Genomic DNA, 24,088 nt, shown 5'->3' with positions numbered 1-24,088 from the left:
TCTCCACTGCCTGTCCGCCCTGTTGGAGCGAACAGTGTCACCTCATCCTGTTCTGTGCAAGATCGCTGAGGAGCCCGGCCGCGACGGTGATCTTGGCGAGCGTCGTTTCGCCCTTTTCGGTCAACTGGGTCAGCTGTTCGGTTACCCGGGAAATCCGGCTACGGTCGCCGTCCCGCCAGGCACCGACCGGATTGCGCTCGTCCTTCTTGTCGGTGAGCGCTGCGATGGTGATGTCCTTGCGCGCGGTCGCGATGTCGTTGATGCTGCGCGACAGGGCCATGGCCTCGTATTGCTCGGTTGCCGAAACGCGCTCGGCGGCCGCCAGGAGCCGGGCGATCCGCAGGTTCTGCGTCACGCCAAAATAGCTCTGCGCCGTGCGTGCCAGCGTCACGCCGGTATCGGCGGCGATCTGGATGATTTCCGGCACGAAGGTCATCACGGCGAGAGCGGCGATCTCCTCGGCAAGCGCCGGCGGCACGCCACGCTCGATGAAATAGGCAGCCCTTCGCCGCACGTCCGCCGTTGCGTCCTCTGGAATCGAGCTTCGCAGGGTGGACTTCAGTTTCTGCAATGCTTCGCGCAGCTCGCCGATCGCCTCGCCGAGCGGCGCTTGCATCGCCTTGGTTCTCAGTGTCCGTTCGGTGACGATGGCGAAGATGCGCGCCGCCTCCTGGTAGAGTTCGTTCTGCACAGTGCCGCTGATGACGTTGTCGAGCGCGTCGATCTCGCCATAGATGCGCTTCAGGTCGTAGCCGTCGCGTGTCAGCACCGCGGCCTTCACCACATCCGCCGGCATGAAGCCCGTCTGGTCGATCAACGTCGAGACAAAGGCCGGACCGCCGCGGTTGATGACATCGTTGGCCAGAACCGTCGCGATGATTTCGCGGCGCAGGCGGTGCTCGTTGATATCGCTGGCATGGGCCTTGTGCATCTTGGCCGGGAAGTAATCGCGCAGCGTCGTCAGCAGATAGGCGTCGTCGGGCAGGTCGCTGGCGACGATCTCGTCGAACAGCACGATCTTGGCATAGGACAAGAGCACGCCGATCTCGGCGCGTGTCAGCGCCTTGCCGTTCTGATAGCGTTCGCTCAGCGCGAGATCGTTCGGCAGCACCTCGACCTTGCGGTTGAGATGGCCTTCGGCTTCCAACCGGGTCATAAGCCGGGCAAGAGGCGTCCGGTTGCCGGCACCCAGCATTTCCGTCAGCGAGATGGACAGCGACTGCTCGTAGTTGTTGCGCAGCACCAGGGAGGCCACTTCGTCGGTCATCGAGGCCAAAAGCGTGTTGCGCTTGGCCCGCGTCAGCCGGCCGTCGCGCATCGCCGAAGCGAGTGCGATCTTGATATTGACCTCGAAGTCGGAGGAGTTGACGCCGGCCGAGTTATCGATGGCGTCGGAGTTGCAGCGTCCGCCCTTGAGGCCGAAACCGATGCGGCCGCGCTGGGTGACGCCGAGATTGGCGCCCTCGCCGATCACCTTGGCACCGACCTCGTCGGCGGTGATGCGGATCGGGTCGTTGGCGCGGTCGCCGACTTCCGCATCGGTTTCGCTTGGGCCGCGCACGTAAGTGCCGATACCGCCGAACCAGAGCAGGTCGGCCGGGCTCTTCAGGATCGCCGTCATGATCTCGGACGGTGTCGCCTGGCTCTTTTCAAGGCCGATTGCCGCCATCGCCTGCGGCGTCAGCGTCACCGATTTTTCCGAGCGTGGAATGATCATGGCGCCCGCCGAAAGCGTCGAGCGGTCGTAGTCCTGCCAGCTGGAACGCGGCAGGTTGAACATGCGCTTGCGCTCGGCAAAGGATTTTTCGATATCCGGATCAGGATCAATGAAGATGTCGCGATGGTCGAAGGCGGCGATCAGGCGGATTTTCTCCGACAGGAGCATGCCGTTGCCAAAGACGTCGCCGGACATGTCGCCGACGCCGACGACGCTGAAGGGCGTCGTCTGGATGTCGATGTCCATTTCGCGGAAATGCCGTTTGACCGTTTCCCAGGCACCGCGCGCGGTGATGCCCATCTTCTTGTGGTCGTAGCCGGCCGAACCGCCGGAGGCAAAGGCGTCGTCCAGCCAGAAGCCGGCTTCCTGGGCCAGGCCGTTGGCGGTGTCGGAGAAGGTCGCCGTGCCCTTGTCGGCGGCAACGACGAAATAGGGATCGTCGCCATCGAGCCGCAGCGTATTCGCCGGGGGTACGATATCCTGGCCGACAATGTTGTCGGTGATCGACAGCATGGTGCGGATATAGGTCTTGTAGGCCTCGGTGCCCGCCTTGAAGATGTCATCGCGCGTACCGCCGGCCGGCAGTTGCTTCGGATAGAAGCCGCCCTTGGCACCGACGGGGACGATGACGGCGTTCTTGACCTGCTGCGCCTTGACGAGGCCGAGCACCTCGGTCCGGTAATCCTGCGACCGGTCCGACCAGCGAAGTCCGCCACGGGCCACCTTGCCGAAGCGCAGGTGAACGCCTTCGACCTCGGTGCCGTAAACGAAGATTTCGCGGAAGGGGCGCGGTTCCGGTAGTCCTTCCAGCGTTTTAGGATCGAGTTTGAAGGCCAGCATCACCTTCGGATTTCCGCTTGCATCGCGCTGGAAATAGTTGGTGCGCAGGGTCGATTGCACGACATTGACGTACCGGCGCAGGATCTGGTCCTCGTCAAGGCTCGGAACGGCGTTCAGGGCCTCTTCGATGGCGGCGCTCAGCGCGGCAATGCGCTTCGTTCTCGGCTTGTCTTCGAGCACAGGGTCCATGCGAGTGACGAAAAGCTTGAAAATATCCGAAGCAATAGCCGGATATTTGTTCAGCGTGTCAGCGAGATAACCCTGGGAATAGGTGATGCCGGTCTGGCGCAAGTAACGCGCGTAAGCGCGCAAAACCGTCACTTCGCGCGCGGTCAGCCCGGCCAGCAGGATCAGCCGGTTGAAGCTGTCGTCCTCGATCACGCCGTTCCAGGCGGCCAGATAGGCCTCCTCCAGCATTGGTCCGGTCTTGTTGAGATCGAGCAGATGCCCGTCGCGATGGACCAATTCCATATCGTGCAGAACAACGAGGCGCTCGCCAGCCGTTGCGCAGGAAACGGCAATATCGTGGGTCTGTTCGCTGATGACCCGGAAGCCGAGGTTTTCAAGCAGCGGAACGCGATGCGACAGCGAGACCGGCTCGCCGGCGTGAAAAATCTTCAGCTCCAGCGATTCCGGTCCCTTGCCGCGCTTCTGGTAGAAGGCGATGCGGATCGGGTCGCCCGGCGAGCAGGCGGCGATATCAGCGAGATCGGCATGGGCCTCGGCTGGCGTGAAGGCGGCCTGATAGGCTTCGTTGACGGCGATGGACACGTCGTCATGGCGGGCGAGCAGGTTGAACCGGTCGATCCAGCGGGTGACGATGTCGCGGACCGCGTCTTCAAGCTTCGCCTGCGCCACACGCGGCGTCTTGCCGCCGGAACGGCCGATAATGAAATGCACCCGCGCCAACCCGCCCTCCGGGAAAGCCGGGTAATAGGCCGAAACGCGGCCGTCATAGACGGTCTTCAGATAGAGCCCGATCTTTTCGCGCACATCGGAATCATACTGTTCGCGCGGCACGTAGACGATAACGGAAACGAAACGATCGAAATGGTCGATGCGCGGCAGAACCCGGATTCGCGGCCGGTCGGCCAGTTCGTTGATCTGCTCGCAGAAGCTTGCCAGCAGGCTGACATCGATCTGGAACAGGTCGTCGCGCGGGTAGGATTCCAGTGTATTGGTCAGCATCTTGCCGGAATGGCTCTGCGGATCGAAGCCGAAATGATCGACGATCTTTTCGACCTTGAAGCGCAAAAGCGGAATGTCCGCTGCCGGCCGCGTATAGGCGCTCGAGGTGAACAGACCGACAATGCGCAGTTCGCCGGTGACATTGCCCGCCTCGTCGAAGCGCTTGACGCCGATGTAGTCCATGTAGGCGCGGCGGTGCACCACCGATTTGACGTTCGCCTTGGTGACGATGAGAAAATCCGGACCGTTGAGGAAGGCAAGGATTTCCGGCGTCGTCAGTACGGCATCCTTGCCCTGACGCAGCACGCGCACGTCGGGATTGGAGAGGATGCCGAGACCGCGGCCTTCGCCGCGTTCGACCACGGCATCGTCGCCCTTGCCGGAATAGGTGTATTCGCGCATGCCGAGGAATGTGAAGTTGTTGCCGCGCAGCCAGCGCAGGAACGCCAGCGCTTCGTCGCGGTCGCCCTTCTTGCGGCTCGGTGCATGGTTTTCCAGCTCATTCATCGCCTGATCGAGCAGCACCGTCATCTGGCTCCAGTCGCCGACGGCCTGGTGAACCTGCGACAGCACGTTGGCGACGCGTTCCTTCAGGTCTTCCGCTTCTGCCGCGGTCAGCTTGGCCAGGTGAATCTGGATGTGACTGATCCGGGTGGCGGGATCGCTCTTCTCTTCAGGATCGAAAATTTTAGCCGGCTTGCCTGCCTCGATAACCAGAATGGGGTGTACGGCAAGGTAAATGTCGCGGTGCGTGCTCGTCACCTCGCCCATGATCGAATCGTAGAGAAACGGCATGTTGCGGTCAGTTACGGACAGGACTGATACGTCGTCGCCATTGGGTGCAATCCCCTCGACCGTCTCAACGCTGATTACCGGCCGGTCGCTTTCCTTGTGGCTGATGGCCGTCAGCGCATGGGCTGCCGCCAGCGCCAGCATGTCGGGCGTATAGGCATCGAGATCGTCATGGCTGGCGCGGCGAAAAAGGATCTCCGGAGCGAGCAATTTCAGCCCGAGCGCTTTGCCGGCTTCGCTCACCGCTTCGAAATGACGGTCTTTTTTTGGATTGTATTTGGTGCCCATGACGTATCTCCCCGCAATCACCATTTTGGCCGAACCTAACAGAAGAATTGCTCATGGCGATTGTTTTTGTGGCTATTTTTCGGCCAGATTGATCCAAATCGGAATGGTTTTGTGAAATTTTTGGCAAAGATTCGCCGATTTTCGAATTCAATCGGTTGTATTTGCATATTTCGTTGTTCTGATGAATGAGCCGGAAATGCGCCCTCTGATCTTTTGTCAGCCGCAGTTGACAGCGGCATGACTGTCGGGCGATCTGGGCAGGTCGAAACAGCGGAAAATCAGATATGTCCGAGCCTGCACCCGGCGCCGTCATCGTCATTTCAAGCCATGTGATTCGCGGCTCGGTCGGCAATCGCGCGGCCGTCTTTGCGCTTGAGACGTTGGGCTATCCGGTCTGGGCCGTGCCGACGGTCATCCTGCCATGGCATCCGGGCCATGGTCCATCGACGCGGGTGACGGTCGGCGAAGAGGATTTCGGCAGGCTGATCGATGATCTGATCCGCGCCCCATGGACGGGCGAAGTCCGCGCTGTCCTCTCCGGCTATCTTGGTGCTGCCCACCAGGCGGAAGGCGTCGCGCGCCTGGTCGAGGCCTTGCGGGAGAAAAAGCCCGATCTGTTTTATGCCTGCGATCCGGTGATGGGCGATGCCGGCGGGCTTTATGTGCCGGAGGCGACGGCAATTGCGATGCGCGACCGGTTGCTGCCGCTTGCCTCTCTTGCCACGCCGAACAGGTTCGAACTGTCCTGGCTCTGTGGTGCAGATCTTGACACAAATGCCGCTATTCTCGAAGCCGCGCTGTCGCTTGGGCCGCCTCGCATGCTCGTTACCTCGGCCTTCCCGATGATGCAGGGCAGCACCGGCAATCTCTATCTCTCCGGCAATCACGCGTTGCTCGCCGAACATCGGCTGATCGACAATCCTCCCAACGGGACGGGCGATCTTCTGGCGGCGCTGTTTGTCGCCCGGCTTCTGGAAGGGCTGAACGAGGAGCGGGCCTTGCAACTGGCCACTGCCAGCGTCTTCGAGATCATCGCCCGCACCGGCAAGCGCGGTGCCGACGAATTGACGCTTGAGCGCGATGCGTCCAGCCTTGCGACGCCGATGGCCATGGTTCAGATGCGACGACTGATGCATCCCGGGCAGAAACGCCGGTCGTGATTCTGTTCGGCCTATCTACCCCTTGCCAGCCCATGCCTTGAGCGAATAAACCGTTTCCACCCTACGCAAAACGATACGAAAAATTCCACGGATGTTACCGGCGGCGCGGGCTGCCGTAAATTTGCCTGTGTGCGGCGCAGGAAGATGGTATGTCGTGTGCGGCTGACATGCAAATGTACATCTCAATTGTCTTAAATAGTTGGAGTGATCGAGCACCATGCAGCGTTTCCCGGACCATTTGCTGAACGGCTACAACAACTTCATGAGCGGCCGCTTCAATGAGCAGCAGAAGCGTTACAAGGCCCTGGCCGAAAGCGGCCAGCAGCCGAAGACGCTTGTTATTGCCTGTTGCGACAGCCGGGCAGCGCCGGAAACCATCTTCGACAGCGGACCCGGCGAATTGTTTGTGGTGCGCAACGTGGCGAATATGATGCCCCCTTACGAACCGGACGGTCATTATCACTCGACGTCGGCCGCTCTTGAGTTCGCCGTCCAGGTTCTGAAGGTGAGCGATATCGTCGTCATGGGTCATGGCCGCTGCGGCGGCATCAAGGCGGCGCTCGATTTGGATGCGGAGCCGTTGTCGCCCGGCGATTTTATCGGCCGCTGGATGAATCTCCTTAAACCCGCCGCCGAACAGATTCACAGCAATGACATCATGACCGTGGCGGAACGCCAGCGGGCGCTGGAGCGGGTGTCCATTCGCAATTCCATAGCCAATCTGCGCACTTTCCCCTGCGTCCAGATCCTCGAACAGCGCGGCAAGCTGCAGCTGCATGGCTCCTGGTTTGACATCTCGACCGGCGAGCTTTGGGTGATGGACCCGAAGACCGGCGATTTCGCCCGGCCCGGCATGTGATTTTTCGCTTGCGGCGTTTTGGCGCGGCGGCGTGCTTCAGATGCGCGCCGTTGCCACGAGTGAGCGCGACATGGCCAGCAAGGTCGGGATCGCATTCTGCGCCGAAAACAGCGTGCCGCTGACAAAGGCGCCGTTGATGACCAGCGCCAGCTGCAAGGCCAGTTCCTCCGGGCGCTTGACTCCCAGGCGCTCGGCTATCGCTTTCAGCCGCTGCCTCAGTTCTTCCTTGTGCATCCGTGCCACGGCGCGTGCCGGGTGCGCGGGATCGGGAAACTCCGCCGCGACATTGATCTGCGGGCAGCCGCGATAGTTCGGACGACCGGCGCGTTCGCCGATCCAGCCCATATGCGCTTCAAGTTCGGCTTCGGCATCGCCTGCGTGCCCCCCGGCATCGCCTGCGTGCCCCCCGGCATCGCCTGCGTGCCCCCCGGCATCGCCCGCGTGCCCTCCGGCATCGCCCGCGTGCCCTCCGGCATCGCCCGCGTGCCCTCCGGCATCGCCCGCGTGCCCTCCGGCATCGCCCGCGTGACGCTGCGCGACCTCGTCCCACACTCTCCAGAAATCGTCGTCCTCGCGCTGCAGGAATGCGGCAATGAGGTCGTCCTTGGTTCGGAAATGCCGATAGAGGCTGGTTTTCGCCACCCCCGCTTCCGCCACGATCATATCGACCCCGACGGCGCGCACACCCAGGCGATAAAACAGCTCTGAGGCCGTTTGCAGAACCCGCAATCTGACCTCGGGATTGGTTTCCGCCTTCTCGTCAGGCGTGGTGGCTAGCGTCATCGGCTGATCTCCTTGCGGCCAATATGGCATATCCTCGCTTGACACGCTACAGACTTGTTTGTATCGCTTGTGAACAGACAGGTCTGTATCGTGTGATCAATATTGCAGGGAGGCGCATATGCTCGATCATCATTCATCAGGAGACACGCAGGGACAGAAAGTGGCCGTCTTCGGGGCCGCGGGGCACACCGGGCGTTTCGTGATCGCGGAACTGTTGCGGCGCGGGTTCGGTGTCATCGCAATCGGCCGGGATCAGGAAAGGTTGGCATCTCTTGCGGAGGGAAACGGCAGCGTCGAAGCCAGACTGGCCGCCGTCGAGGATCCTTCATCGCTTGATCGCGCCTTTGAAGGAGCGGCGGTCGTGATCAATTGCGCCGGGCCATTCCTTGATACGGCCGAACCGGTAATCTCGGCTGCACTGCGGGCGCGTATTGCCTATCTCGACATGACGGCCGAGCAGCCGGCCGTACTGTCCATCTTCGAGCGCTTTGCCGAGCCTGCCAAGGCGGCGGGGGTCGCCATCGTCCCGGCCATGGGGTTCTATGGCGGCCTGGGCGATCTGCTGGCAACGGCTGCAATCGGAGACTGGACCTCGGTTGACGATCTGCGCATTGCCATTGCACTCGACAGCTGGTTGCCGACGCAGGGCACGCGGCGAACCGGAGAACGCAACACCGCCCACCGCCTCGTCATTAACGGCGGACAATTGCAGCCCCTGCCAAGCCCCGCGCCCACCACGTCCTGGCGCTTTGCAGCGCCGTTCGACAGTCAGGACATGGTCGAACTGCCGTTTTCGGAAACGATCCTGATTTCCAGGCATCTGACGGTGGGCGCGTTTCATAACTATCTCAACTTGACGCCGCTTCGTGACCTGCGCGATGTGAATACGCCATCGCCCGAAGCTGCGGATGAAACGGGGCGATCAGCCCAGGTTTTCCTGATGGAGGTTGTCGCGCAACGGGAGGGAGAGGTTCGCCGCGCCTCCGTGACGGGACGCGACATCTACGCGGTCACGGCTCCGCTGATCGTCGAAGCCGTCCAACGGCTTCTTCGCGATCCAGGTGAAAAGAGCGGTGTTTTTGCCCCCGGCGAACTCTTCGATGCAGAACAATTTCTGCAGAGCCTGGCGCCACAACACCTGGCTTATAAGCCCGCCATACCCGTGTGATGGTATCGTCTGCGCGCCTGCGCCGGCACCTTAAACAAAAAATCCGCAGTCCGGTTTCCCAGACTGCGGATAGGTCTCATTCCAGAAACCCTGTGGCCTATCAGCCGCCGTCGATTTCGGCGCCGATGATGGCGATCGCCTGCTGATAGACGCTGGCGGCGTTCCAGCCCTGGATCGCACCGAAATTGCCCTCGCCCGGCTGGTAGCCGCCACCGGCGCTCCAGCCGTGGCCGCGCAGGAAGTTGGCGGTCGAGGCAAGCGCGTCAGCCTTGGAGCGAACCATGTCGATATGGCCGTTGCCGTCGCCGTCGACACCGAATTTCAGCACGTTGGCGGGCAGGAACTGTGTCTGGCCGATTTCGCCGTGGGCGGCACCGCGCGCGTCCGGGCTGAGGTCGCCGCGCTGCACGAGGGCCAGCGCCGCATAGAGCTGGTCGGTGAAATAGTCGGAACGGCGGCAGTCAAACGCCAGCGTCGAAACGGCCGAGAGCGTATGTTCCTTGCCCATGAAGCCGCCGAAACCGGTTTCCATGCCCCAGATTGCGATGATCGGGCCGGCCGGAACGCCGTAGCGGCTTTCGATCGAATCGAAGAGAGCAGCGTTCTGCGCTTTCATCTTCTTGCCGCGCGAAATGATCGTCTGGCCGCCACGCTTCTGCATGAACTGGTTGAGCGACAGCTTGAAGCTCTTCTGGCCACGGTCGGCGCGGATCGTCGCCTTGTTGTAGGTGACGTTGGCGAAGGCCTTGTTGAGGGCAGCCGGGCTGATGCCGCGGCCCGCGGCTTCGCCCTTGAAGTCCTCGACCCAGGCGTCGAAGCCTGCCGATGTGTTGCTGCACTGTGCGGCCGATGCAACGGAAGGCAGAATTGCCGCCGCTATCATCGCCGTGAAACCTGCCAGTACGCACTTTGCCTTGCGCATGAAAAACCCCGTATTGCCCGAATCCAAATTTGTGTCCGCAAAATGCCAGTCTTTGCGGCCTCTGTCACGACGCTGGCACAGTATCGGGAGGACGTGTTTCACGTGAATCCTCCTTTTGACTATGAAAAATCGTCGCAGTTGCCTTTTTACAAAGAAGCCCCGCACCCCGTTTAACGGATCATGCGAGGCTTTTATTCGTTAGACTTTATGTCAGGCGGCCTGCTTCTTCGCCTTGATGAGGCCGCGATTGACGAGAAGCTCGGCAATCTGGATGGCGTTCAAGGCGGCGCCCTTGCGCAGGTTGTCGGAAACGACCCAGATGTTCAGGCCGTTCTCGACAGTTGCGTCTTCGCGGATACGCGAAATATAGGTCGCGTCTTCGCCAGCGCTCTCGTAAGGCGTGATGTAGCCGCCGTTCTCATGCTTGTCGATGACGAGGCAGCCCGGCGCTTCGCGCAGGATGTCGCGGGCCTGGTCGGCGCTGATCTCGTTCTCGAATTCGATGTTGACCGATTCCGAATGGCCGATGAAGACCGGAACGCGCACGGCGGTGCAGGTGACCTTGATCTTCGGGTCGAGCATCTTCTTGGTCTCGGCCAGAACCTTCCACTCTTCCTTCGTATAGCCGTCCTCCATGAACACATCGATGTGCGGGATGACGTTGAAGGCGATGCGCTTGGTGAACTTCTTCGATTCGACCGGATCGGCGACGAAGACGGCGCGGGTCTGGTTGAACAGCTCGTCCATGCCTTCCTTGCCGGCGCCGGAAACCGACTGGTAGGTCGAAACGACGACGCGCTTGATCTTGGCGAAATCATGCAGCGGCTTCAGCGCGACCACGAGCTGCGCGGTCGAGCAATTCGGGTTGGCGATGATGTTGCGCTTGGTAAACTGGGTGATGGCGTCCGGGTTTACTTCCGGAACGATCAACGGCACGTCCTGGTCGTAGCGCCAGGCGGACGAGTTATCGATGACGACGCAGCCCTGCGCGCCGATCTTCGGCGACCACTTGAGCGATACGGCACCGCCGGCCGACATCAGGCAGATGTCGGTGTCGGAGAAGTCGTAATTCTCAAGGTTCTTCACCTTCAGCGTCTTGTCGCCGAAGGAAACTTCAGTGCCCTGGCTGCGGGCCGAGGCCAGTGCCACGACTTCGTCAGCCGGAAAGCCGCGCTCTTCCAGGATGTTCAGCATTTCCCGGCCGACGTTTCCGGTCGCACCTACGATGGCAATCTTGAAACCCATTGTCTTTGCTCTCTTTCTGTCTCTCCGCGGGGCTTTGGGGAGAAACCCGCCGGCCAGGGGCGCGGGTTTCAGGTCCCCGGCCGTACCGGGGAGAGAGCGGTGGCCAGAGACGTCAGACGGTTTTCGTCGTCGTTTTGGCCGTTGTTTTGGAAAAAATCGAGAAAGAACGAACCCGCCCGGCAGCGAATGCCGGGGCGATCAGCGCAGCGATGGCGTAACCAAAACGGTGCATGGTGGTTCCTTTTCCGCTGCTGCTCATACGCGGTTTTGACGTAGAGTCAACAGAAAGCTGAGAACGCCCGGCAGGAAGGCGTGCGGCACCCCTGCCTTCAAAACGTTACTGAAGCGTCATGCCGATGTCATCCGCGGTGACTATTGCGGGCCGTCAGCTCGAAACGAAACCACAAGGGGTTTTCCATGCGTATGCTTCTGTCGGCGCTTGCCGCCACGACATTCCTCGCTGGGGCCGCGCAGGCCGCCACCGTCTATCCGCTCGATCGTGCAACGATTCTTGCCGGTTCGCCGTTCGACTTCAAGGTCGAGTTCAAGTCCGTCGTCAAGCCGGAAGACGTCAAGATCACCGTCAACGGTCAGGACTACAAGACTGTCCTGGGCAAGGAAGCCGAATTCGTTGCCGAAGAAAAAGGCAAGGAAGACAAGATCTTGGGCTCGGCCCTGATCGCTCGCGGTCTCATCCTGCCGACCGAAGGCGCCTACAAGATCGAAGTGACCGCCGGCGCAGAATCGAAGTCGGTCACCTGGGACGTCTACAACACCGGCGAAACCCAGAAGGCCAAGAACATCATCTTCCTGCTCGGCGATGGCCTGTCTGTTGCCCATCGCACCGGCGCCCGCATCATGTCCAAGGGCATGACCGAAGGTAAGGCCAACGGCCGCCTCAACATGGACGACCTCGATCATATGGCTTTCGTCGGCACCTCGTCGACCGAAGCGATCGCCACCGACAGCGCCAACACCATGTCGGCCTACATGACCGGCCACAAGACGGCCGTCAACGCGCTCGGCGTCTATGGCGACCGCACGCCCGACAGCTTCGATGATCCGAAGGTTGAAACCATTGCCGAAGCCATCCGCCGCCAGACGAAAAAGTCGATCGGCATCGTCTCGACCGCCGAGATCGAAGATGCGACGCCGGCTGCCGTCGTTGCCCACACCCGCAAGCGCGCTGAAAAGGAACAGATCGTCGGCATGATGTTCGACGTCAAGCCCGATGTCATCCTCGGCGGTGGCTCGGCCTATTTCCTCAGCAAGGATGTCCCCGGCTCGAAGCGCAAGGACGACAAGGACTATATCAAGCTGTTCCAGGAAGCCGGCTACACGCTCGCAACCGACAAGTCCGAGCTGCAGACCGCAACCGGCACCAACACCGGCAAGATCCTTGGCCTCTTTCACACCGGCAACATGGATACGACGCTCGACCGCGAGTTTCTGAAAAAGGGCACGGTCGAAAAGTTTCCGAACCAGCCGGGCCTGGTTGACATGACCAAGGCTGCGCTCGGCGAACTGTCGAAGAATGACGAAGGCTTCTTCCTGATGGTTGAAGGCGCCAATATCGACAAGATGTCCCACCCGCTGGACTGGGATCGCGCGCTCGTTGAAACCATCGAGTTCGACAAGGCGGTCGGCGTTGCCCGCGAGTTCGCCGCGAGCCATCCGGACACGCTGATCGTCGTCACCGGCGACCATGCGCACGGCGTTTCGATCATCGGCACCGTCGATGACGAAAAGCCGGGCACTGAAATGCGCGAAAAGGTCGGGACCTACGCCGAAGCCGGATTCCCGAACTATACCGACGAGAACAAGGATGGTTATCCGGACAAGGTCGACGTCACGCGCCGCCTGTTCCTGAGCGCCAATAACGGCCCGGACCACTACGAGACTTTCCGCCCGAAGCTCGATGGCCCCTTCGTTCCGGCGATCCAGAACGAAAAGAAGGAATACGTCGCCAACGAGGCCTACAAGGACGTTCCTGGTGCTGTGTTCGTACAGGGCAATATCCCGAAGAGCGGCGATAGCGGCGTGCATTCCGTCGATGACGTGGTTCTTCAGGCAGCCGGTCCGGGTGCCGAAGGCTTCAAGGGCTATATGGAAGAAAGCGATATCTACCGCGTTCTCGCCGATACCCTGGCGCTCGGTGTAAAACAGACCAACTGATCTGTGATCGCGTCCGGCGGGCTTGTACAGCAGCCCGCCGGATTCTGTTTTTCTGGTTCAGGCCGTGGTTTTAAGCCGCGGCCGCTCCGCAAGGAGATCGCCCTATGACCTGTCTTGACCCACAAACGACCCGCCGCGCGGTGCTGTCATTGCTCGCAGGCTTGCCGCTTCTGGCGATGACGCGGTCGGCCGCGGCCGCCATTCCGTCCCTGTCGTTCGATGAGCTCTACAGCAAGTTCGGCGTTCTCGGGCTGGAGTTCTCCGAAAAGGTGAAGTCGCTGGCCGGTCAGGAGATAACGATCAAGGGCTTCATGGCGCCGCCGCTCAAGGCCGAAGCCGCTTTCTTCGTGCTCACGGAAATTCCGATGTCGCTCTGCCCCTTCTGCTCGTCGGATGCCGACTGGCCGGATAATATCGTCGTCGTCTATCTCGGTGAAAAGCAGACGTTCGTGCAGCCGTCGCAGGCGATCGAGGCGCGCGGCGTTCTCGAGTTCGGGTCGTGGACCGATCCGGAAACCGGTTTTGTCAGCCTGCTGCGGCTGCGCAACGCCGAATACGCTTCGGTATAGCGATGCTGTCACTCGACCTTAGCCGGATTTCCGTTTCCTACCCGGGCCTCCTCTCCCCGGTCCTCGATATCCCCTCTCTTTCCATCGTCGCCGGTAGCCGGGTCGCGGTCACCGGCGCTTCCGGCTCGGGCAAAAGCACGCTGGTCAATATCCTGACCGGGCTGGAGCGCTGCGCAGCCGGTGGCGCCATCCGCTGGAGCGGCACGGATATCGCAGCGATGTCCGAGCGCAGCCGCGATCGCTGGCGCGGCGCCCATATCGGTCTCGTCATGCAGGATTTCCATCTTTTCCCGGGCTTGAGTGCGGTCGATAACATCCTTCTGCCCGCTCGCCTGTCACGCGCGATGCAGCCGGACGATCCGGATCGGGCGTTGATGCTGCTTTATGCCGTCGGCCTTTGCCGCGCCGGGCAGAAGGTCGAAACCATGTCGCGCGGCGAAATGCAGCGCGTCGCGATTGCCCGGGCGTTGCTTCGAAAGCCGGGCGTGCTGATCGCCGACGAGCCGACGGCAAGCCTCGACAGCGACAGCGGCGATGCCGTTGCCCGTCTGTTGATCGATCTGTCCGTCAGCAATGAAAGCACGCTCATTGTCGTCTCGCACGATCCGCGATTGACCGATAGGCTCGATCGCCGCATCACCCTGTCGTCCGGCCGGATCGCCTCGGATCGCGAGCACCGGGAGATGGCGGCATGACCCGCTTCATTCTCGCGGATCTGCGCCGTCTGTGGGCCGGTTCGCTGGTCGTCGTCCTTTTGATTGCCTTTGCCACGGCGCTTGGCGTCGCCGTCACGCTGCAGGAACGGGCACTCAGGCTCGGCAGCGCCCGTGCAGCCGACCGGTTCGATCTGGTGGTCGGCGCACCGGGTAGCGAAACGCAACTGCTTCTCTCCTCGGTCTTCCTGCAGCCCTCTCCCCTGCCCCTGATGCCGGGCGATGTGTTGGCCAAGCTTGCCGGCGATCCGCGCGTCTCCTGGGCAGCACCCGTCGGCTTCGGCGATTCCTTCTCCGGCTATCCGATCGTCGGCACATCCACAGCACTCACCGCCAATCTGGCAGAAATGTCGGAGGGGCGGGTGTTCTCAAAGGCGGGCGAAGCCGTCATCGGTGCCGCCGTGACGCTGCCGCTCGGCTACGCGGTGAAGCCGGCGCATGGGCTCGCCATGCTTGGCGGCGAAACCCACACCGAACTCGCCTATCGCATCACGGGCCGGATGGCGTCTACCGGCACATCCTGGGACCGGGCGATCCTGGTGCCGATCCAGTCGGTCTGGAGCCTGCATGGAATGGCTGCGCAGGAGGATGATCACGCAGCCGGCGCGGGCGGGGCTCATCACGCGAAAGAGCCCGGGCATGACGATCACGACGATGGTCACGAGCACGCTCATATCGATCCCGATGCGCCACTCGATGAACGGTGGACGGCCAAAACTCCCGGCCTTCCGGCGATCCTCGTCAAGCCGAAAACCATCGCCGACGCCTATAAGCTGCGCCAGGACTATCGCGGCAACGGCACGCTCGCTGTCTTTCCCGGCGAAGTCCTGACCAATCTCTATGCGACGCTCGGGGATGCCAAGCGCGTCCTGTCGGCGGTCGCCGCCGGTGCGCAGATCCTGGTTGCCGCCGCCGTCCTGATGGTCACCGTCATGCATATCGGCCAGCGCCGCCGGCAGATCGGCGCGCTGAGGGCTTTCGGCGCGCCGCAATCGGCGGTGCTGACGGTCGTCTGGCTGGAACTTTTCATTCTCATCGCGCTCGGCATTGCCCTGGGCTTTGCCATCGGCTACGGCGCGGCGGTGATGCTGTCGATGATGTTTTCAGGCGAAAGCGGCGTTCTCCTGCCGGTCGGCTTTATCCGCGACGATCTGAAAAGCTTGGCCGTCATCGTCGTGTTCTCCGCCATTCTTGCGCTTGCGCCAGCACTTCTGGCCTATCGCCAGTCTCCGGCTGCTGCCCTTCGCGCCTGATCTGCGGCATTCGACTAAAGTCATAATCCCAAAGCCGCTCTGCCACCTCGGGGTGTTTTCTGCCATTTTGGTCTCATGGCGCATTCCGCTTCGGAATCAGGGAGGATTCGGAGGCAATTGAGGGTGCGCACAAAGCCGTTTTTGAGTGGAGGACAAACGAAATGGCAGATGTCGCAGCAGCGCCCGGTGCAAAGAGTGCACCGATGACAGGCGAGCAGAAGAAGGTGATTTTCGCCTCTTCGCTCGGCACGATCTTCGAGTGGTACGATTTCTATCTCTACGGTTCGCTGGCCGTCTATATCGGCGCGACCTTCTTTTCCCAATATCCGGAAACCACCCGTAACATCTTCGCCCTGCTCGCTTTTGCAGCAGGCTTCCTCGTGCGTCCGTTCGGCGCCCTGGTCTTCGGGCGGCTCGGCGATCTCGTCGGCCGCAAATATACCTTCCTCGTCACCATTGTGATCATGGGCCTGTCGACCTTCCTCGTCGGCGTCCTGCCCGGTGCCGCCTCGATCGGTATTGCCGCACCGATCCTTCTGATCGCCCTGCGCATGCTGCAGGGTCTGGCGCTCGGTGGCGAATATGGCGGTGCTGCCACCTATGTCGCCGAACACGCGCCACAGGGAAAACGCGGTTATTTCACCTCGTGGATCCAGACGACGGCGACGCTCGGGTTGTTCCTGTCGCTGGTGGTCATCGTTTCGGTGCAGATGCTGCTTGGCAAGGAAGCCTTTGCGGCCTGGGGCTGGCGCATCCCGTTCCTGCTCTCCTGCCTTCTGCTTGGCGTTTCCGTGTGGATCCGTCTGAAGATGAATGAATCTCCGGCCTTCAAGAAGATGAAGGAAGAGGGCAAGGGTTCCAAAGCGCCTCTGACGGAAGCCTTTGGCCAGTGGAGAAACGCCAAGATAGCGCTTCTCGCTCTGTTCGGTGCCGTCGTCGGCCAGGCGGTCGTCTGGTATTCCGGCCAGTTCTATGCGCTGTTCTTCCTGCAGAACATCCTGAAGGTTGACGGGCAGTCGGCAAACATCATGGTCGCCTGCTCGCTGCTCATCGGCACCGGCTTCTTCGTCTTCTTCGGCTGGCTCTCCGACAAGATCGGCCGCAAGCCGATCATCATGGCCGGCCTGCTGCTTGCCATGCTTACCTACTTCCCGCTGTTCAAGGCGCTGACATGGGCCGGCAATCCGGCGCTGGCGCAAGCCCAGGAAACCATCCGCGCAACCGTTACCGCCGCCCCGGGCGACTGCAAGTTCCAGTTCAACCCGACCGGCACGGCAAAGTTCACGACATCCTGCGATATCGCGACCTCGTTCCTGACGCGCAATTCGGTTCCATATGACGTCGTTCCCGGCGCCGCCGGCTCGGCTGCAACGGTCAAGATCGGCGAAGCAACGATCACCGGCTATGACGCGATTGCCGCCGGCGACAAGGCCAAGGCAACGGGTGCCGCCTTCGAAAAGCAGATCAACATGGCGCTCCATGACAGCGGCTATCCGCTCGTTCGTGGCGCTGCGAAGGTTCCGGAAAGCAAGCTGGACGGCTTCGTTGCCGCCAATCCGGAGCTGGCGCTCGATGCCGCGGCCGTTCGCGGCGGCGACAAGGCGGCCATGACCGGCGAACAGCTGGTTGCGGCCAAGCTTTTGACGGCTGAAGAAGCAACCGGTGTCACCGAAATGCCTGTCTACACCATCGACAAGGGCGGCGCGTTCGCCATGGTCGCCGATCCGGCCCGGGTGAACTGGATCACCATCATCGCGGTTCTGACCGTCCTCGTCATCTATGTGACGATGGTCTATGGCCCGATCGCCGCACTTTTGGTCGAACTCTTCCCGACCCGCATCCGCTATACCGGCATGTCCCTGCCCTACCATATCGGCAACGGCTGGTTCGGCGGTCTGCTTCCGGCAACGGCCTTCGCCATGAGCGCTGCCCAGGGCGATATCTACTACGGCCTCTGGTACCCGATCGTGTTTGCCGGCATCACGCTGGTGATCGGCATGCTGTTCCTGCCCGAGACCAAGGATCGCGATATTCACGCCATGGAATAGCCCAAGGCCTCTCCCGCAAACTGAGCCCGGCACTTCCCCTGGTGCCGGGTTTTTTCATGCCCGATCGGTAGACAATGTTCCGGCGGCTTGCGCCTGCGGAATGGTGGCGTGCGGATAGCGCGGTTCCGGCCAGCCGGCGCCATTGATGGTGAAGAGAATGCCGTAGCGGGCGAATTGCGCGGCGACGGCGAGCGCGAACCAGGCGCCGAGCGCCAGGCCGGCGATGACATCGCTCGGATAGTGGGCGCCAACAATCACCCGTGCCAGCCCGATCCAGATACCGGCGATCAGCAGCGGTACGCGCATCTGCGGTACCAGAAATCCCAAGGCGACGAAAAGAGCGGCTGCGGTCGTGGCATGGCCGGACGGGAAGCTTTCATAGGCGGCGCTGTTGGCAAACGGCGAAAAGCTGAAGATCCCTTGCTCTTCGAAGAATTGCGGCCGCGCCCGCCCGATCACCCGTTTCAGGACATTGGCCGTCAAGCCGGACAGGGCGATCGTGACGAAGACATAGGCTGCCGCTGCCGTCAGCAACCGGGCCGCCTCAGGTGCCTTGCCTGCCGCGCTTTGCTTCAGCGTGGCTAAGCCTGCAAGGAATACATAGCCGGCAATGAGCAGGATCCAGCCGGATTTGCCGACATCGGTGAAGGTTCGCCCGAATTCGATCGTCAGCGCCGGAAAACGACCTGCAGCCGCGCCGACACAGGTATCGAACAGCGCAAAGGCAATGAAGATGAGATTGAGACAGCAGAAATGATAGAGCGGGCTGACAAGCGCCTGGCACCGGCTTTCCGGCGATCTCGGCCTAACCCCGCAAGCCGCGAGCAATGTGTCCATCATCCTGATCCGCGCCCCGTTCGCTGCCCCTGGCCTGCCGCAGCACAGTGTCTAATTTAGCTGTGTTACAGCCAGATCACGCCGGTTTGACAGATATGCAAAAGGGATTGCGGTGGCGGGCGGGCTACACCTTTGTTCGAGGCCAGCCGGCGTCATCCAGCCGGAACAGCCAGTTCTGCCGGGCAAAGAAGAATGCCGTCATCAGCGCCGTCCAAAGACCCACCAGAAGCCCGGCCGCCACGTCGCTGGGATAATGCGCGCCAACGACGATCCGGGTGATGCCGATTGTCAGCGCGCCGAGCGCAAAGACGATCCTCAGCCGCGGCGCCAGCAGCGCAAAGGCGCCGAAGAACGACCCGACCGCGGCCGAATGACCGGACGGAAAGCTCTCGAACAACCATGCATTGGCAAAGGGCGTCAGGCTATGGGCGCCATACTCCAGGAAAAGTTCCGGTCGGGCTCGCCCGATGACCAGTTTCAGGAGATGAACCAGAGCGCTGGCGCTGCCGATCGTCACGAAAAAATACAGCGCCAACCGCCACGCGGTCTTCATCTTTGAGGAAAACCCGTCGCTGCGCACCACACGATGCAGGATATAGGCGATGATGACCATCGAGCCGGAACCATAGATCATCCAGGCGAAGGTGCCGAAATCGGTGATCCGTTCGTTGAAGGAGACAACCCCACCCGGCAGCCCCTGCGCCCACTGCGAAATCGTACCGTCAAAGGGAAGCAGCGCAGCGACCAGAACGGCCGCCGCCAGCAAAAGCCAGAGGGAAGAGGAAAGCGGTCGGTTCATGGAGGCGGTTTCTCGACTTGTTTTACGCCGGCCTTCGCTGCTTTTCGTTGTCCGGCCCCCGTTTTCCGTCATCCTCGGGTCAAGCCTGAGGATGACCGGGGAGAATGGCAACCGTTAGACCTATCTGTTGCCTCGTGGGCAACCAATCAAGTCCAGCAAACAAAAACGGCATCCGGACCCATGACCCGGATGCCGCCCAATACGTTCGATCCGGCGAAATTTACGCCGAAAGCGCCTTGAATTCGGAAAGGATCGCATCGCCCATTTCGACGGTGCCGACCTTGCGGGCACCATCGGCCATGATGTCGCCGGTGCGGATGCCCTTGTCGAGCACGTTGGCAATGGCCTTTTCCAGGTTGTCGGCTTCCTTGACGAGGTTGAAGGAGTAGCGCAGGCACATGGCGAACGAGGCAATCATGGCGATCGGATTGGCAATGCCCTTGCCGGCGATGTCGGGAGCCGAGCCGTGTACGGGCTCATAAAGCGCCTTGCGCTTGCCGGTCTTGGCATCGGGTGCGCCCAGCGAAGCCGACGGCAGCATGCCGAGCGAACCGGTGAGCATCGCGGCAACGTCCGACAGCATGTCGCCGAACAGGTTGTCGGTGACGATCACGTCGAACTGTTTTGGCGCACGAACCAGCTGCATGCCGCCGGCATCGGCCAGCATGTGGTCGAGTGCGACGTCGGAATACTTCGCCTTGTGCGTCGCAGTCACCACCTGGTTCCACAATACACCCGACTTCATCACATTGCGCTTTTCCATCGAGCAGACGCGGTTGTTGCGAGTGCGGGCCAGTTCGAAGGCAACGCCGGCGATGCGCTCGATCTCGTAGGTGTCGTAGACCTGCGTGTCGATGCCGCGCTTCTGGCCGTTGCCGAGATCGATGATTTCCTTGGGCTCGCCGAAATAGACGCCCCCGGTCAGTTCGCGCACGATCAGGATATCGAGGCCTTCCACCAGTTCGGGCTTCAGCGATGAGGCATCCGAAAGCGCCGGGTAGCAGATCGCCGGGCGCAGGTTGGCAAACAGCTGCATGTCCTTGCGCAGGCGCAAGAGGCCCGCTTCCGGACGCACTTCATAGGGAACGTCATCCCATTTCGGGCCGCCGACGGCGCCGAAAAGAACAGCGTCCGCTGCCATCGCCTTTTCCATGTCGGCATCGGAAATCGCCGCGCCGTGTGCGTCATAGGCCGAGCCGCCGACCAGGCCTTCGTCGGTCGTAAAGCCGCCGGCCATTTCGGCGTTCATATAGGCGATGATTTTGCGGACTTCCGCCATGGCTTCCGGGCCGATGCCGTCGCCGGGCAGAAGGAAAAGATTGCGCACTGTCATGGGGCATTCCTCTTATCGAAGGGTGGGCTTGTCAGATGTTGGCGCGTTCTTAACGCAACTTCCGTTCAAGGAAAATGCAGTTCCGGAAAGAATTGTGCGCGCACTGTCAGTTCCCGCCGGAACGGGCGGGGCTGCCAGAACGTGAATAACTTCCATCGACCGGCATTTTTTCCGGTCCTGCCGATGGAACGAACAATGTGTAAACTCATCCGCTCGGTGATCGCGATCTTGCGGTCCACTTTGGACATGCTTCTCTTTGCGGGCAAACCGCGAAGATAAGAAATCCTGTTCCATCCGGAACAGCGCCGATGCCCGGTCTGTGGGATTGTCCGGTCACTGGATGAGGGAGGCTCGTCCGCACGATTTCAAGGAGAGACCCCGCATGCGCAAGTTCGTTCTGACCGCTGCCGTTGCCATCATTGCCGCCGCTTCTTTCGCCGCGCCTTCGCAGGCCGGTTACTACAACGACGACTGCCAGCCCTATTGCTACGTCAAGAAGGTCAGAACCTACGATTATGACGGCAACCTGATCGTCAAGAAGATTCGCGTCTGCGAATAAGTTCCACTGCCCTGACTTTCTCCCCGAAAACCCGGCTGTCCCTGCAGCCGGGTTTTCGGTTCTCGAGGCGCTATGCCTTGAAGAAGGCGAGCATATCGGGGTTGAGGATGTCGGGATGCGTCGAGAGCATGCCGTGCGGAAGCCCTTCGTAGCTCTTGAGCGTTCCGTTCTTGAGGAGCTTCGCCGAAAGCGGCGCGGAGTCCTCATAGGGCACGATCTGGTCGTCGGTTCCGTGCAAGACCAGCACCGGAACCTCGATCGTCTTGAGGTCCTCGGTGAAATCAGTCTCGGAAAAGGCCTTGATGCATTCGTAATGCGCGTTTGCACCCCCCATCATTCCCTGCCGCCACCAATTGTCGATCAGCCCTTGGGAAACCTTGGCGCCCGGACGATTGAAGCCGTAGAACGGACCGGCCGGGACATCGATGAAGAACTGGGCACGGTTTGCAAGCAATGCGCTACGCAGGCCGTTAAAGACATCGATCGGAAGCCCGCCAGGGTTGTTGTCCGATTTCACCATGACCGGCGGAACGGCACCGACGATGACGGCTTTGCCGACACGGCCCGGCTTGGCACGCGCCACATAATGGACAACCTCGCCGCCGCCGGTGGAGTGGCCGACATGAAAGGCATTCTTGAGGTCCAGCGCCTCAGCGAGAGCCGCGACATCAGCGGCGTAGGTGTCCATTTCGTGGCCGGCCGATGTCTGCGTCGAGCGTCCGTGGCCGCGGCGGTCATGAGCGATGACGCGGAACCCCTGAGCCAGAAAATACAGCATCTGGTTGTCCCAGTCGTCGGCGCTCAGCGGCCAGCCGTGGTGAAAGACGATCGGCTGCGCCTCGCGCGGGCCCCAATCCTTGTAGAAGATTTCCGTTCCGTCGTTTGTGGTGATGCTGCTCATTCGTGCGTTTCCTTCTGTGAGGACGGGGTGAAAGGCAAGACAACAGAATGCCTGCCGTTCATGTCGGCCGCAACACGATTAAGGCACATGCAGCAAAGCCGATTGAACAGGGGTATGCAGATCAGCTCCAGTCCTTCTCGCCCCGGCGCCATTTGTGCAGATCGTACCAGGCGACGAGAAGAAAGGCTCCGGCCAGCCCGAGATGTTCAAAGAAGAAGTTCATCGTCATGAAACGCTCCTGCCCCAGCGGCAGCTCCCAGAAGCGCAAGGCAATGAATGTCGCAAGCACCGTAAACACCGCCAGGGAAAGCGCGCCGATCCAGCGGCAGAAGCCGCTGATGACCATCGCCGAAGCGCTCAACAGGAAAAGGATGACCACGGCGGCGATCGGCCTTGCCGGCAAAAGTTGGTATCGTTCCATCTCGGCGACGGCGGCGCCGAAATCCAGCAGTTTGGTCACGCCACTCAGGATATAAATCGAGCAGAGTGCCAGGAGCCCCAGCCAGCGGACCGGATGGCTGGTGAAAACCGGCGTGCAGACACCGGCGAGTTTTGCTTCCATTCTCAAAAGCATGGGTTTTCCCTTTTTGGCGTGTATGTTCAAACGGGATGCTACATGTCTCTGCGTTGATATCGAACAGTTTTATCGGAATTTTCTTCCCCCAAAATCCCCGCCCTGAAAAACCGTGTCATGATCATGGCGTTCTGTCACGGATGCACCGCAAGACGTTTGCGGCGAGGCAGAGCTGGCGCTCCACGTAAAGCCTCGTGGTCTTCGCAAGGAGGCTGCGAACGTCAGGCGGACCGGAAGGAGAGCCCCCGGAAAATGGATTCCCCCTGTCCTTCTGGGGCGGGCGCATCTGTGTGGTGCACATGCCGGGATGGGAAGCGCGACGTACCGGAACCGTGATGCTGAATGCCGGAACCGGAAACCTATGTCGCGACGATCGTCCCGGGTCAGAGAATCCAGAGTCGGGGTCTGTAGGGAGGAAAGCTCCCGAGAGAACGCCAAACGGGGCGCTGGAAGGCGTCAATTATATTAACTCATTAGAGGCGGTTTCCAGTGCCCCGTCCGAATGAACCGATTTTGAAAACCACGGCGGACACCGCGCGGGGATGTTTTCTGCTGTCGTCCCGATCAGCCGATAAGAGGAAGAACCGTTATGCCCTATATCAAACCCCCGCCCCCCTCGCCCTCATCGGCTGTCTTCCTGCGCGTGGCCACGACGGTCTGGCTCAATCATCTCCGCTGCCGTGTACGCCGCTGCCGTCGCGATGGTCATTGTCTCGGCAGGGTGGCCGCAAGCGGTTTAGTTCTGTGTGTCCGCCCCATGAAAACCGAGGAAACCAGGGAGATGCTGAATTTTGTGACTGATACGGTTGAGCTGGCCACCCCGGAAGCGTTCGCGGCGGGTCTTGCAAAGGCAAAGACGGATGAGGAGCGCGAGATGATCGCATTCCGGCGCCGCGTGTTTCTCTATTATCACCGGGAATTGGCAAGGGCAGGGTTGGAAGAGCCCTTGGGGCCGCCCTTCGTTGAGGACTGATCGGCTCAGCCCTTGAAGGCGGTGACTTCGATCTCGATCAGCATTTCCGGGCGGATCAGATCGCAGACCACCATCGTCGCCGCCGGGCGGATATCGCCGAAGGCTTCGCCCAGGATCGGGAAGACGACATCGGCAAAGGCGGCGTCGGTTACGTAATAATGATTGCGCACCGCATCCTTGAGCGAAAAACCGGCGCCGGTCAGTGCCGCCTCGATCGTCTTCAGGCAGTTGCGGGTCTGCTCTTCCACCGTCTGCGGCATGGTCATCGTCTGGTAGTCGTAGCCGGTCGTACCGGAAACGAAGCACCAGTCACCCTGCACGAGGGCCCGCGAATAACCCGCCGTCTTTTCAAACGGCGAGCCCGAAGAGATCAGTTTTCGCGGACTGGGCAT

The 24,088-nt window shown here is 61.2% G+C and carries 22 protein-coding genes; 10 read left to right on the top strand and 12 right to left on the bottom strand.

Features of this window, described 5'->3' with window-relative positions; translation table 11 throughout:
• Positions 1-37: 37 nt before the first annotated feature.
• Positions 38-4,825 carry an NAD-glutamate dehydrogenase gene (locus AC1D17_RS07015; protein WP_477564688.1) on the bottom strand — a complete coding sequence of 1,596 codons (4,788 nt, stop codon included), beginning with the start codon at positions 4,823-4,825 and terminating at the stop codon, positions 38-40.
• Positions 4,826-5,109: 284 nt separating this feature from the next.
• On the opposite strand from AC1D17_RS07015, the gene pdxY reads away from it, so the two are divergent.
• Positions 5,110-5,985: a pyridoxal kinase PdxY gene (pdxY, locus tag AC1D17_RS07010; RefSeq protein ID WP_477564687.1), complete on the top strand. Its 876-nt coding sequence runs from the start codon at positions 5,110-5,112 to the stop codon at positions 5,983-5,985.
• A 217-nt stretch (positions 5,986-6,202) separates the two neighbouring features.
• A complete protein-coding gene (locus AC1D17_RS07005) occupies positions 6,203-6,844 on the top strand; it encodes a carbonic anhydrase (protein WP_477564686.1) in 642 nt (213 codons plus the stop codon).
• Positions 6,845-6,880: 36 nt separating this feature from the next.
• On the opposite strand, the gene AC1D17_RS07000 is transcribed toward AC1D17_RS07005, so the two are convergent.
• On the bottom strand, positions 6,881-7,627 hold the full coding sequence (locus tag AC1D17_RS07000; RefSeq protein WP_477564685.1) for a TetR/AcrR family transcriptional regulator: 747 nt from the start codon (positions 7,625-7,627) through the stop codon (positions 6,881-6,883).
• Positions 7,628-7,745: 118 nt separating this feature from the next.
• On the opposite strand from AC1D17_RS07000, the gene AC1D17_RS06995 reads away from it, so the two are divergent.
• Positions 7,746-8,795: a saccharopine dehydrogenase family protein gene (locus tag AC1D17_RS06995; RefSeq protein ID WP_477564684.1), complete on the top strand. Its 1,050-nt coding sequence runs from the start codon at positions 7,746-7,748 to the stop codon at positions 8,793-8,795.
• Between the two features lie 100 nt (positions 8,796-8,895).
• Here the strand turns inward: AC1D17_RS06995 and AC1D17_RS06990 are convergent, their stop codons facing one another.
• The 3 genes from AC1D17_RS06990 to AC1D17_RS06980 form a co-directional block, all read right to left on the bottom strand.
• The gene (locus tag AC1D17_RS06990) at positions 8,896-9,717 is read right to left on the bottom strand and encodes a lytic murein transglycosylase (RefSeq protein WP_477564683.1); all 822 of its coding nucleotides are present in this window, start codon (positions 9,715-9,717) and stop codon (positions 8,896-8,898) included.
• 210 nt (positions 9,718-9,927) lie between these two features.
• A complete protein-coding gene (locus tag AC1D17_RS06985) occupies positions 9,928-10,962 on the bottom strand; it encodes an aspartate-semialdehyde dehydrogenase (RefSeq protein WP_264219918.1) in 1,035 nt (344 codons plus the stop codon).
• A 112-nt stretch (positions 10,963-11,074) separates the two neighbouring features.
• Entirely contained in the window at positions 11,075-11,221 is a 147-nt protein-coding gene (locus AC1D17_RS06980) for a hypothetical protein (RefSeq protein ID WP_477564682.1), read from the bottom strand.
• Between the two features lie 158 nt (positions 11,222-11,379).
• Here AC1D17_RS06980 and AC1D17_RS06975 point away from each other — a divergent pair, with 158 nt between their 5' ends.
• The 5 genes from AC1D17_RS06975 to AC1D17_RS06955 all read left to right on the top strand — a co-directional run bounded on the left by AC1D17_RS06975 (position 11,380) and on the right by AC1D17_RS06955 (position 17,720).
• Positions 11,380-13,137, top strand: coding sequence for an alkaline phosphatase (locus tag AC1D17_RS06975; protein ID WP_477564681.1), 1,758 nt, complete (start codon positions 11,380-11,382; stop codon positions 13,135-13,137).
• A gap of 104 nt (positions 13,138-13,241) precedes the next feature.
• On the top strand, positions 13,242-13,706 hold the full coding sequence (locus AC1D17_RS06970) for a hypothetical protein (RefSeq protein WP_477564680.1): 465 nt from the start codon (positions 13,242-13,244) through the stop codon (positions 13,704-13,706).
• A gap of 2 nt (positions 13,707-13,708) precedes the next feature.
• Positions 13,709-14,401, top strand: coding sequence for an ABC transporter ATP-binding protein (locus tag AC1D17_RS06965; protein WP_477564679.1), 693 nt, complete (start codon positions 13,709-13,711; stop codon positions 14,399-14,401).
• Positions 14,398-15,672 carry an FtsX-like permease family protein gene (locus tag AC1D17_RS06960; protein ID WP_477564678.1) on the top strand — a complete coding sequence of 425 codons (1,275 nt, stop codon included), beginning with the start codon at positions 14,398-14,400 and terminating at the stop codon, positions 15,670-15,672. The genes AC1D17_RS06965 and AC1D17_RS06960 overlap by 4 nt, the downstream gene beginning before the upstream one ends.
• Positions 15,673-15,833: 161 nt before the next feature.
• Positions 15,834-17,720, top strand: a complete 1,887-nt coding sequence (locus AC1D17_RS06955; protein WP_477564677.1) for an MFS transporter — start codon at positions 15,834-15,836, stop codon at positions 17,718-17,720.
• Positions 17,721-17,774: 54 nt separating this feature from the next.
• Here AC1D17_RS06955 and AC1D17_RS06950 read toward each other — a convergent pair whose 3' ends face one another.
• The 4 genes from AC1D17_RS06950 to AC1D17_RS06935 form a co-directional block, all read right to left on the bottom strand.
• A complete protein-coding gene (locus AC1D17_RS06950) occupies positions 17,775-18,557 on the bottom strand; it encodes a phosphatase PAP2 family protein (protein WP_477564676.1) in 783 nt (260 codons plus the stop codon).
• A 124-nt stretch (positions 18,558-18,681) separates the two neighbouring features.
• Positions 18,682-19,356 (bottom strand): phosphatase PAP2 family protein, encoded by a 675-nt coding sequence (locus AC1D17_RS06945; RefSeq protein ID WP_477564675.1) that lies wholly within the window; start codon positions 19,354-19,356, stop codon positions 18,682-18,684.
• 220 nt (positions 19,357-19,576) lie between these two features.
• Complete coding sequence (leuB, locus tag AC1D17_RS06940) at positions 19,577-20,689, bottom strand: 3-isopropylmalate dehydrogenase (RefSeq protein WP_477564674.1); 1,113 nt, start codon at positions 20,687-20,689, stop codon at positions 19,577-19,579.
• Between the two features lie 65 nt (positions 20,690-20,754).
• Positions 20,755-20,937, bottom strand: coding sequence for a hypothetical protein (locus AC1D17_RS06935; RefSeq protein WP_477564673.1), 183 nt, complete (start codon positions 20,935-20,937; stop codon positions 20,755-20,757).
• Positions 20,938-21,071: 134 nt separating this feature from the next.
• Between AC1D17_RS06935 and AC1D17_RS06930 the strand changes: the two genes are divergently transcribed.
• Complete coding sequence (locus AC1D17_RS06930; RefSeq protein ID WP_477564672.1) at positions 21,072-21,248, top strand: hypothetical protein; 177 nt, start codon at positions 21,072-21,074, stop codon at positions 21,246-21,248.
• A gap of 70 nt (positions 21,249-21,318) precedes the next feature.
• Here the strand turns inward: AC1D17_RS06930 and AC1D17_RS06925 are convergent, their stop codons facing one another.
• Together AC1D17_RS06925 and AC1D17_RS06920 are read right to left on the bottom strand one after the other, a co-directional pair.
• Positions 21,319-22,149: an alpha/beta fold hydrolase gene (locus tag AC1D17_RS06925; RefSeq protein WP_477564671.1), complete on the bottom strand. Its 831-nt coding sequence runs from the start codon at positions 22,147-22,149 to the stop codon at positions 21,319-21,321.
• Positions 22,150-22,270: 121 nt separating this feature from the next.
• Positions 22,271-22,723: a DoxX family protein gene (locus tag AC1D17_RS06920; protein ID WP_477564670.1), complete on the bottom strand. Its 453-nt coding sequence runs from the start codon at positions 22,721-22,723 to the stop codon at positions 22,271-22,273.
• A gap of 757 nt (positions 22,724-23,480) precedes the next feature.
• Between AC1D17_RS06920 and AC1D17_RS06915 the strand changes: the two genes are divergently transcribed.
• Positions 23,481-23,696 (top strand): hypothetical protein, encoded by a 216-nt coding sequence (locus AC1D17_RS06915; protein ID WP_477564669.1) that lies wholly within the window; start codon positions 23,481-23,483, stop codon positions 23,694-23,696.
• A gap of 5 nt (positions 23,697-23,701) precedes the next feature.
• Here AC1D17_RS06915 and AC1D17_RS06910 read toward each other — a convergent pair whose 3' ends face one another.
• Positions 23,702-24,088: a RidA family protein gene (locus tag AC1D17_RS06910; RefSeq protein ID WP_477564668.1), complete on the bottom strand. Its 387-nt coding sequence runs from the start codon at positions 24,086-24,088 to the stop codon at positions 23,702-23,704.

This window comes from Pararhizobium sp. P1_E7 (assembly GCF_056405855.1).
The sequence above is the reverse complement of the archived record's forward strand: the minus strand, read 5'-3'. Positions and strand labels throughout refer to the sequence as shown.

What these genes read in the sequence shown, in the direction of transcription:
- pdxY (WP_477564687.1), top strand. Translation starts at nt 5,110, where the DNA reads ATGTCCGAGCCTGCACCCGGCGCCGTCATCGTCATTTCAAGCCATGTG.
- AC1D17_RS07005 (WP_477564686.1), top strand. Translation starts at nt 6,203, where the DNA reads ATGCAGCGTTTCCCGGACCATTTGCTGAACGGCTACAACAACTTCATG.
- AC1D17_RS07000 (WP_477564685.1), bottom strand. Translation starts at nt 7,627, where the DNA reads ATGACGCTAGCCACCACGCCTGACGAGAAGGCGGAAACCAATCCCGAG.
- leuB (WP_477564674.1), bottom strand. Translation starts at nt 20,689, where the DNA reads ATGACAGTGCGCAATCTTTTCCTTCTGCCCGGCGACGGCATCGGCCCG.
- AC1D17_RS06945 (WP_477564675.1), bottom strand. Translation starts at nt 19,356, where the DNA reads ATGAACCGACCGCTTTCCTCTTCCCTCTGGCTTTTGCTGGCGGCGGCC.
- AC1D17_RS06995 (WP_477564684.1), top strand. Translation starts at nt 7,746, where the DNA reads ATGCTCGATCATCATTCATCAGGAGACACGCAGGGACAGAAAGTGGCC.
- AC1D17_RS06975 (WP_477564681.1), top strand. Translation starts at nt 11,380, where the DNA reads ATGCGTATGCTTCTGTCGGCGCTTGCCGCCACGACATTCCTCGCTGGG.
- AC1D17_RS06980 (WP_477564682.1), bottom strand. Translation starts at nt 11,221, where the DNA reads ATGAGCAGCAGCGGAAAAGGAACCACCATGCACCGTTTTGGTTACGCC.
- AC1D17_RS07015 (WP_477564688.1), bottom strand. Translation starts at nt 4,825, where the DNA reads ATGGGCACCAAATACAATCCAAAAAAAGACCGTCATTTCGAAGCGGTG.
- AC1D17_RS06925 (WP_477564671.1), bottom strand. Translation starts at nt 22,149, where the DNA reads ATGAGCAGCATCACCACAAACGACGGAACGGAAATCTTCTACAAGGAT.
- AC1D17_RS06930 (WP_477564672.1), top strand. Translation starts at nt 21,072, where the DNA reads ATGCGCAAGTTCGTTCTGACCGCTGCCGTTGCCATCATTGCCGCCGCT.
- AC1D17_RS06935 (WP_477564673.1), bottom strand. Translation starts at nt 20,937, where the DNA reads ATGTCCAAAGTGGACCGCAAGATCGCGATCACCGAGCGGATGAGTTTA.
- AC1D17_RS06965 (WP_477564679.1), top strand. Translation starts at nt 13,709, where the DNA reads ATGCTGTCACTCGACCTTAGCCGGATTTCCGTTTCCTACCCGGGCCTC.
- AC1D17_RS06920 (WP_477564670.1), bottom strand. Translation starts at nt 22,723, where the DNA reads ATGCTTTTGAGAATGGAAGCAAAACTCGCCGGTGTCTGCACGCCGGTT.
- AC1D17_RS06950 (WP_477564676.1), bottom strand. Translation starts at nt 18,557, where the DNA reads ATGGACACATTGCTCGCGGCTTGCGGGGTTAGGCCGAGATCGCCGGAA.
- AC1D17_RS06990 (WP_477564683.1), bottom strand. Translation starts at nt 9,717, where the DNA reads ATGCGCAAGGCAAAGTGCGTACTGGCAGGTTTCACGGCGATGATAGCG.
- AC1D17_RS06985 (WP_264219918.1), bottom strand. Translation starts at nt 10,962, where the DNA reads ATGGGTTTCAAGATTGCCATCGTAGGTGCGACCGGAAACGTCGGCCGG.
- AC1D17_RS06955 (WP_477564677.1), top strand. Translation starts at nt 15,834, where the DNA reads ATGGCAGATGTCGCAGCAGCGCCCGGTGCAAAGAGTGCACCGATGACA.
- AC1D17_RS06915 (WP_477564669.1), top strand. Translation starts at nt 23,481, where the DNA reads ATGAAAACCGAGGAAACCAGGGAGATGCTGAATTTTGTGACTGATACG.
- AC1D17_RS06960 (WP_477564678.1), top strand. Translation starts at nt 14,398, where the DNA reads ATGACCCGCTTCATTCTCGCGGATCTGCGCCGTCTGTGGGCCGGTTCG.
- AC1D17_RS06910 (WP_477564668.1), bottom strand. Translation starts at nt 24,088, where the DNA reads ATGCCCAGTCCGCGAAAACTGATCTCTTCGGGCTCGCCGTTTGAAAAG.
- AC1D17_RS06970 (WP_477564680.1), top strand. Translation starts at nt 13,242, where the DNA reads ATGACCTGTCTTGACCCACAAACGACCCGCCGCGCGGTGCTGTCATTG.